This is a genomic window from Enterococcus sp. HMSC072F02 (assembly GCF_001837725.1).
Classification (GTDB): domain Bacteria; phylum Bacillota; class Bacilli; order Lactobacillales; family Enterococcaceae; genus Enterococcus_B; species Enterococcus_B lactis.
In genome coordinates this window covers 1-8219 of record NZ_KV833875.1, presented here as the reverse complement: position 1 = coordinate 8219, position 8219 = coordinate 1, and the positions used below count along the sequence as shown (strand labels likewise).

General features: G+C 34.5%; 7 protein-coding genes. 6 read left to right on the top strand and 1 reads right to left on the bottom strand.

The annotated features are described in order from the left end of the window. Positions 1–265: 265 nt before the first annotated feature. Positions 266–811, bottom strand: a complete 546-nt coding sequence (locus HMPREF2731_RS00210) for a cobalamin ECF transporter (protein WP_070872046.1) — start codon at positions 809–811, stop codon at positions 266–268. 149 nt (positions 812–960) lie between these two features. On the opposite strand from HMPREF2731_RS00210, the gene HMPREF2731_RS00205 reads away from it, so the two are divergent. The 6 genes from HMPREF2731_RS00205 (at position 961) to HMPREF2731_RS00180 (ending at position 6675) form a co-directional block, all read left to right on the top strand. Continuing rightward, a complete protein-coding gene (locus tag HMPREF2731_RS00205; RefSeq protein WP_016627788.1) occupies positions 961–3444 on the top strand; it encodes a vitamin B12-dependent ribonucleotide reductase in 2484 nt (827 codons plus the stop codon). A gap of 13 nt (positions 3445–3457) precedes the next feature. Continuing rightward, on the top strand, positions 3458–4021 hold the full coding sequence (locus HMPREF2731_RS00200) for a cob(I)yrinic acid a,c-diamide adenosyltransferase (RefSeq protein ID WP_002334645.1): 564 nt from the start codon (positions 3458–3460) through the stop codon (positions 4019–4021). A gap of 15 nt (positions 4022–4036) precedes the next feature. After that, entirely contained in the window at positions 4037–4441 is a 405-nt protein-coding gene (locus tag HMPREF2731_RS00195; RefSeq protein ID WP_002314381.1) for a DUF4430 domain-containing protein, read from the top strand. A gap of 201 nt (positions 4442–4642) precedes the next feature. Further along, positions 4643–5317 (top strand): IS6 family transposase, encoded by a 675-nt coding sequence (locus tag HMPREF2731_RS00190; protein ID WP_002333342.1) that lies wholly within the window; start codon positions 4643–4645, stop codon positions 5315–5317. Between the two features lie 113 nt (positions 5318–5430). After that, positions 5431–6168, top strand: coding sequence for a hypothetical protein (locus HMPREF2731_RS00185; protein WP_002333341.1), 738 nt, complete (start codon positions 5431–5433; stop codon positions 6166–6168). A gap of 138 nt (positions 6169–6306) precedes the next feature. Beyond that, entirely contained in the window at positions 6307–6675 is a 369-nt protein-coding gene (locus tag HMPREF2731_RS00180) for a LysM peptidoglycan-binding domain-containing protein (protein ID WP_227326775.1), read from the top strand. The last annotated feature ends 1544 nt before the right edge of the window (positions 6676–8219 follow it).

Sequence of the window (8219 nt, the reverse complement as noted above, 5' to 3'; positions counted from 1 at the left end):
TCTTTATTTAAAACTTTGCAACAGAACCATTGAAACTATACACGCTTTATATAAAATTAGCCAAAGAGACAAAAGTCTCTTTGGCTTTTCAGTGATTCATGAGATGAATACATTAATGAGTATCTAAGCATAAAATCAAAAATTAATTGGAAACTCTTTATTAATTTTTTAACTTTGCAACAGAACCATCTTAAATAATACGCAAGGCTTCCTATTTGAATTATAGGTTTAATTTAATAAGAGATATTGTGATTTAGATACTCATCTAACTATTTAATTTATTTTTCGAACTATTAATAGTAGGTAATAAAATTCGTTTAAACACAGGAACTAATACAAGATAAAGGATTAAATTACCCGTTCCATGGAGGATATCAAAAAATAATCCTTGAAAATAATAGGCCCAAAAAGAAGGTAGTTGATATATAAAGACTTCAACTCTCGATACGATCAATCCGTAAAGAAGGCCACATAAAAATGCAATGATTGCTTGGATAGAGATGTGATGCTTAATCAGGGCACAGTTAGATAAAAAATGAAAAACCGTAACGATACTACTGAAGGCGATCAGTTGGCTGATTGTCCAACTACCCATTCCTAAATAAAGGTTCGTGCCTAATAAGCTTACTAAAGTAACGATTAAAGCATCTGTATAACTTCCATAAAAAGCGAGTAAAAGTAGAATGGCTGTCATTGGTTGTACATTCGGTATCCAAGTAAAAAGGATTCTACCAACAATACTGGCGGCACTAAATAAAGCGAGGGTGGTAATCCTTCTGATTGGAAAGCGTGAATTAGAGGTTGGTAACACTAGGAAAACTCCCTTGTTTTAATTGATAATAGTTCTCATTGTATCAGAATAAAAATTAATTACAAGATTGAATTACACTTTATATAGTACTATAATCATTGGTGGGCACAATATGTTGTGTTTGTTGATGATAAAGGTGGTAGTATTTAATGAATTATCCTAAAAAATATATAGAAAAACTAAATCAAGATATCTCTTCTTATAAAGAAGTCGCTAAGATAACTGCAGAAATGACTCAAACATTTGATGGGATTTCAAGATTAATCATGCTTGATCGCTATGCATTTAAAGATATGAGCGGAAAAACTTTGACAGTCGGGGATTTGGTTATTTTAACAACCCATGCTGATCCACAATATCCAGCAAGAGGGATCGGAAAAATTGAAGAGATCAATAAGGAACAGTTGATAATTCGAATTGAGGAAGAATTTCAAAGCTCGTTAACTAATCCAGAAGAAATTGCTTCGGGACGAGTGATTCGAAATATAAATGAGGTTGAGAAACCGCTTGAACTTTATTTTGAACAAATTGCAGCTCGTGTTGCTAGAGGAATCTCTGATATTGAAGGAGAAAAAAAAGCTCAGTTTTTTACCGAGTTTTATCAGCATTTGACAGAACAAAATCTCATTCCTGCTGGACGTGTACTTTATGGTGCAGGAACGAATTCAGAAGTAACATACTTCAATTGCTACGTTATGCCATTCATCCATGACTCTCGTGGGGGCCTGGCAAAACATCGTCAAGAAGTGATGGAGATTATGAGCCGTGGTGGTGGTGTAGGAACGAACGGTTCAACGCTACGGCCAAAATCAGCGATCGTCCATGGGGTGAATGGAAAATCATCAGGTTCAGTTTCGTGGCTCAATGATTTAGCTAATTTGACAAATTTAGTTGAACAAGGCGGGAGTCGTCGGGGAGCACAAATGATCATGTTGAATGATTGGCATCCAGATATTTTTGAATTCATTATCTCTAAGATTCAGAATCCGGCCATTTTACAAAATTTGATCCACACTAGCCAAAGTCCGATAGTACGTCAATTAGCTAGTGAAAAACTGACTTTTGAACCACTAATAGCAAATGAAAAGGGATGGTTAGAGTATTTGGTCGATCATCCGACGAATGATATGGAGGATAAATTTTTAAAAACGGCTCAACAGAAATTAAAAGCGGGTGGTACGTACAGTGTGAAAGACCCTGATTTCTTGACCGGAGCCAATATCTCCGTCTGTTTAACAAAAGAATTTATGGAAGCTGTCGAAACCGACCAAACTTATGAGTTACGCTTTCCAGCAATCGAAGACTATGACGCTAGTGAAATGGCTGATTATGATCAACATTGGATGGAAATTGGAGATGTCAGAGAATGGGCTGAAACAGGGCGTAAAGTAAAAATCCATCAAACGATCAAGGCTCGCGAATTGTGGGATTTGATTACTTATTGTGCAACGTATTCAGCAGAACCGGGAATATTTTTTATCGATAATGCTAATGAGATGACCAATGCTCAAGCCTACGGACAAAAGGTAGTTGCAACCAATCCATGTGGGGAACAGCCATTGACGCCTTATGCGGTATGCAATCTAGCAGCAATTAATTTAGCCAATATGGTTGATAAAGAAACGAAAGTTGTCGACTTTGAAAAATTAGCTGATGTCGTACGAGCTAGTGTTCGTTTTCAGGACAATGTAATTGATGCGACGCCTTACTTTTTTGAAAAAAATGAGCAGCAAGCTAAAGGTGAACGACGTGTTGGACTTGGGGTCATGGGATTGGCAGATTTATTGATTTATTGTGAAAAAGTCTATGGATCTGAAGATGGAAACCGTTTAGTAGATCAAGTATTTGAAAAAATTGCTGTTACGGCTTATCAAACGTCCGTCGAACTAGCAAAAGAAAAAGGCAGCTTCCCATTTTTAGTAGGCAAAACAGTCGAGGAAACAACCGCGCTTCGTCAACGTTTTATTGAATCGGGTTATATGAAGAAGATGCCGGAATCAATCCGACAAGCGATTCTAAAATACGGTATTCGTAATTCTCATTTACTAACAGTCGCACCAACAGGGTCAACGGGTACTATGGCTGGTGTTTCAACCGGACTAGAACCATATTTCTCTTTTTCTTATTTTAGAAGTGGTCGCTTAGGAAAATTCATTGAAGTTAACGCTGAAATAGTCAGTGAATATTTAGAAAAAAATCCAGAGAAAACTGCGGATAATCTACCACCATTCTTTGTCACTGCCATGGAGCTTTCACCAAAAGATCACGTGAGTGTTCAATGTACGATCCAACGTTGGGTAGATAGCTCTATCTCAAAAACAGTCAATGCACCTAAGGGTTATCAAGTGAAACAAGTAGCTGCGATCTATGAAGATCTGTATCAAGGCGGTGCTAAAGGTGGAACTGTCTATGTGGATGGTAGCAGGGATTCGCAAGTGTTGACACTTGAAGCAGATGGCAATGTATTTGAAGAACCTGTAGTAGGGGTGGCAGATAATCAAATTACTCTTGACTCATTAGAATCATCAGAAGCAGAAGAAATATGTCCGATTTGCCATGAGGGTAGAATTGAAGAAATTGGTGGTTGCAGTACCTGCACTAACTGTAAAGTACAACTAAAATGTGGCTTGTAAAAGGAGCTATTCGATGAAAATTTATACTAAAAGCGGCGATAAAGGAAATACTAGTATTATTGGTGGAGAAAGAATAAAAAAATCTGACGCTCGCGTTTGTGCTTACGGTAGCGTTGATGAAGTAAATTCTTGGGTCGGTAAAATTATTTCAGAGTTGGATGATAAAAAGTTTGAGCTGTTGAAAAAAGAACTAGTTGTATTACAAATTTTACTTTTTGATATTGGAACAGACTTGGCTACACCCATCGGGATTAAAGAAATGATTGTAGGGAAAGAAGAAGTAACTAAGATTGAAACGCTGATTGATTTTTATCAAGCAAAAGTTCCAGTCATTGAAAAATTTATCTTACCTGGAGGACATCCGGTGGCATGCGATATGCAAATTACACGAACAGTTATTCGTCGGGCAGAACGTGAAATCACACGATTGATTGTTTCAGATGAACCTATCAATTTACATGCATACAAAATTATGAATCGCTTATCAGATTTATTTTTTGTACTTGCACGTTATGTAAATCATGTTTATGCTACCAAAGAGCCATTTTATGAACGAGCAGGGAAGGTATTCCATTAAGAGAGGGTTTTAAACTTGAAAAAATTAGCAACATTATTAACCGTTTTTATCGGACTATTCATTATGACAGGGTGCCAATCAAATCAAAATGATCAAGCCTCTTCAAAAGCATCCACTCAAGCAACAAGCGAGGTTGCTAAATCAAGCGCGCTGATAAAATTGACTGATAGTGATAAAGAGATCACTTCAAAAACAGTCACTTACAAATCAGGAGAATCATTATTGGTAATTTTAAAGGCTAACTTTGAAGTAAAAGAAAGGGATGGCTTTATTACTTCAATTGATGGTCATGCGCAAGATGAGAGTCAAAATAAATACTGGACATTCACTATCAATGGAAAAATGGGTGAAAAAGGCGCAGGTGAAACTACATTAGATAATGATGATCAGGTAGTTTTCAATTTGGGTGTATTTAAATAAAAATTATCGTTCTTTACAGCAATTGGGCGATAATTAAGTAAGAGAAAATTATTAGTTTTTAAAGGAATATGTTAATTTTAAAACACGTTCAAACCAATCATTTCGAAGGGATTGAACGTGTTTTTTGGTTCTGTTGCAAAGTTTTATCTAAATACCTATTTAGTGTAAAATAGCTGAAACTAAAACATAAGGAGAATTACCATGTCCAATTTTAAAGGTAAACAATTTGAAAAGGATATTATCATGGTAGCCGTATGCTACTATTTAAGATATAACTTAAGTTATCGTGATGTTTCAGAAATCCTTAACGAACGTGGAATCAATGTTTGTCACACGACGGTTTATCGATGGGTACAAGAATATAGTCAAGTTATTTATTGCTTATGGAAGAAAAGAAATAAATCTGTTGGCGATTCCTGGAGAATGGATGAAACTTATATTAAGGTAAAAGGAAAGTGGCACTATTTGTATCGATCCATTGATTCTTCGGGGATAACATTAGATATTTGGTTGCGAAAAAAGCGTGATAAACAAGCAGCTTATGCTTTCTTTAAACGATTGATCAAACAATTTGGAGAACCTAAAGTTCTTGTCACTGATAAAGCCCCTTCACTAAGTAGTGCGTTTAATCAATTGCATTCTGAAGGATTATTTTCTAAGACTGAACACCGAACAAATAAATACTTGAATAATATCATTGAACAGGATCATCGATCCATCAAGAAAAGGCACAAATTATATCAGTCCATAAGGACTGCTTCCTCAACAATTAAAGGAATTGAAACCATACACGCTTTATATAAAATTAGCCAAAGAGACAAAAGTCTCTTTGGCTTTTCAGTGATTCATGAGATGAATACATTAATGAGTATCTAAGCATAAAATCAAAAATTAATTGGAAACTCTTTATTAATTTTTTAACTTTGCAACAGAACCATGCTACGAATCAATTAGTAGCATATCAAGCCGCTTCCACAGGAGTTAATAAGTTGTTTGAAGGTTATAAAGTGAAAAAGGGCATAAAACAATCTGACTTTGATAAAGCAAGTGACTTGGTGAAAAAGTTGAAGGAAGGTGAAAGCAAGAAAGAGCTAGCTACAAAATTGAATCAGGTAAAAGCTTCTATAGAAACTGCCGCTAAAGCAAAAGTAGATAGTAAAACTAGTGAAGCTGTATCAGCAGAAGGGAAGTCTACTCCTGCTGAAGAACAAAAACAGGAAGCTTCTAAGGCAAACGATACCGATTCAGCAGTTCAAGACCAAGAAAATGCACAAGTTGCATCGTCACAAAGTCAAGAATCTGTTAACAGTAATGTTGATTCTGTAGAGGGGGGCAATGTGTCAAATGGAGAATATAATTCACCATCTGTTCAAAGCAACTCAGGATCTTCTAGTTCTAGTGCAAGTTCCGTTACTAACATTAACCAAGCAAGTAGTTCTGCGGGTACATCCAATAACAGTAGTTCTACTAACAACAATAGCAATGGTAGCTCGAATAGCAATTCTGGTAGTAATTCTAATAGTAATAGTTCAAGTCACCAAGCACCGTCAGCACCAACGATTGTGAGTGGTGGAATGGGAAATAGCGGTCAATTATTTGGATCTGCTCTTGAAGCGAACACGTACGGAAACAGCGTACTTGATAGTGATTTTTCAAAAAATGGCTATACAACTATTCAGGTTTATTATTCAGATGGTTCAGTTAAGTATTCTGTTGATTTTTATTAAAATTGAAAAGTGAGTGTGAATGTAAAATGAAAAAAATAACTTTAGGATTAGTCTTAGGTTTAGTAATGTGAGGAATAGTATTGATTTCTACACTAAATGCGCATGCTGTGGAAACAACTTCTTGGTGTACACGTACAATTGAACAAATTAAAAATGATATTGAAGGTAAAAAAAACAAACACCATCCAATGGGACGATACTTTAAGTGCTATAAGTGGAGTAACTAATATTTCAGTAGAAAAATTACAATCAATTAACGGTATCACTGATGCTAACTTAATTTATGCTGGAAATACTATGCACTTTGCTAGTTCTACAGCTACAGTAACTACACCTCAAAATGAAGTTGTAGAAAAAACTGTAGTTACTCCATCTGAAAAAGTTGATTCTAAGAAAGAAGTTGGAACACCTGTTGATCAATCTCAAACACAAACGACAATTACTAATGATAATCAAGTAGCTAATAGCAATTCAAACTACCAAGCTACAACAACACCAAGTGTTTAAAATAGTGCATCAAGTCAAGGTAATACCGTAATTAATAATGGAGGTACTACACCTTCTGAATCTAATAACGGATCAACTGGTGCTAATAATACTAATACTGATACAACTGATACAACTGATACTGGTTCTACTACTGGATCAGAAAATGGATCAACTCATAATATATTTAAATTTTTTAATATCCGTATAAAAAGACAATCTTGACCTTATGAAGATTGTCTTTATTTTTTTATTTGAAAGTAAACAAGAATGTTATTACTGATTAAAGAATTGGTAGCGGACAGAATGATCAATTATTTCTCTAATAAATAATTAACTAATTTAACAAAAGCTTTTTTCATTAAAGCCCCACTAAATTTAATAGACAGTCTTTTTTACAAACTAATTTAACGATATTTGAACATAATTTTAAACTCAAAAAATAATTTTCTGAAAATTAACATTTTTAATTTACATAAAACCTTCTTTGTATTATGATACATCTAAAATAAATGAGAATTTAATGTGTGAAATAGACATCAAATTTAAAAAAATCTATTCAATTATTAATAAGATAGAAAGTTTATTGATAATAGGTAGAAAAAAATAATGTAATACAGGGATTTTTAGTTCCTTTTTGTAATGAAAGAAGGGATGGCTGGCGTTAAGTAGGAAAGGATAAATGAACAATCACATTAGTAACAAAGAGATAGCTCAAATAATTTTCGTTTTGTAAGCAGTTATTTCTATTTTCTTAATCAAAAATGATGATCACTGTGAACAAATAAATTTAATATAAATTGTTTTACTTAATCATGCTAAACAGGGAGTGTGAAGCATTGATGGAAAATGCTGAAAGAATAGAAGAAATCAATATGAATGATACAAAATTTGAATAACTGCTAATTCGTCTAGTAAAAGTTCAGTACATAGAGAAATTTGTGTATCGTGGTAATTTTATTATCCTACAAACGAATTGAATTGCTTGAAACCCCTAAAGCCGATAAAACGACAACATAAAGATGAAAAAAACTTCAATGTGAACGTGGCGAAAGCAAAAAAAATTTATCGGATGGTCTAAGGTTAAAACCTAAAGACTAGAATCAATGGGCAACCAGCAGCCAAGCTCTTAATAGGAGAAGGTTCAACGACTATTCCTCTTGAAGGAAGTACATGTAAGCACATGGAAGCGGTTCGGTCTAAGCCTTAAACAATGAAGGTAAGAATAAGATATAGTCTGTACTTGTATGAAAGTACAAGAAGTTCATCAGAGAACTGCATAGAAGTAGCGTTTCTATGTGAACAATTAGTTAGTTAAATATGCGTTTTAACTAACTGTAGTTTCATGACGAAGTACAACCAATTTTTACAACGGGTAATGGGATTTCAGAAGAAGTAGTAAGAACAATTTCTAAGCTTAAGCAAGAACCTGAATGGATGCTAGATTTTCGGTTAAAAGCTTTTCATATTTTTGAAACATTACCAAAACCGAAATACGGCCCATCACTAGAAGGATTGAATTTTGATGCTATCAATGGTTCTGTTGCGAAGTTTGAAAATCAAAC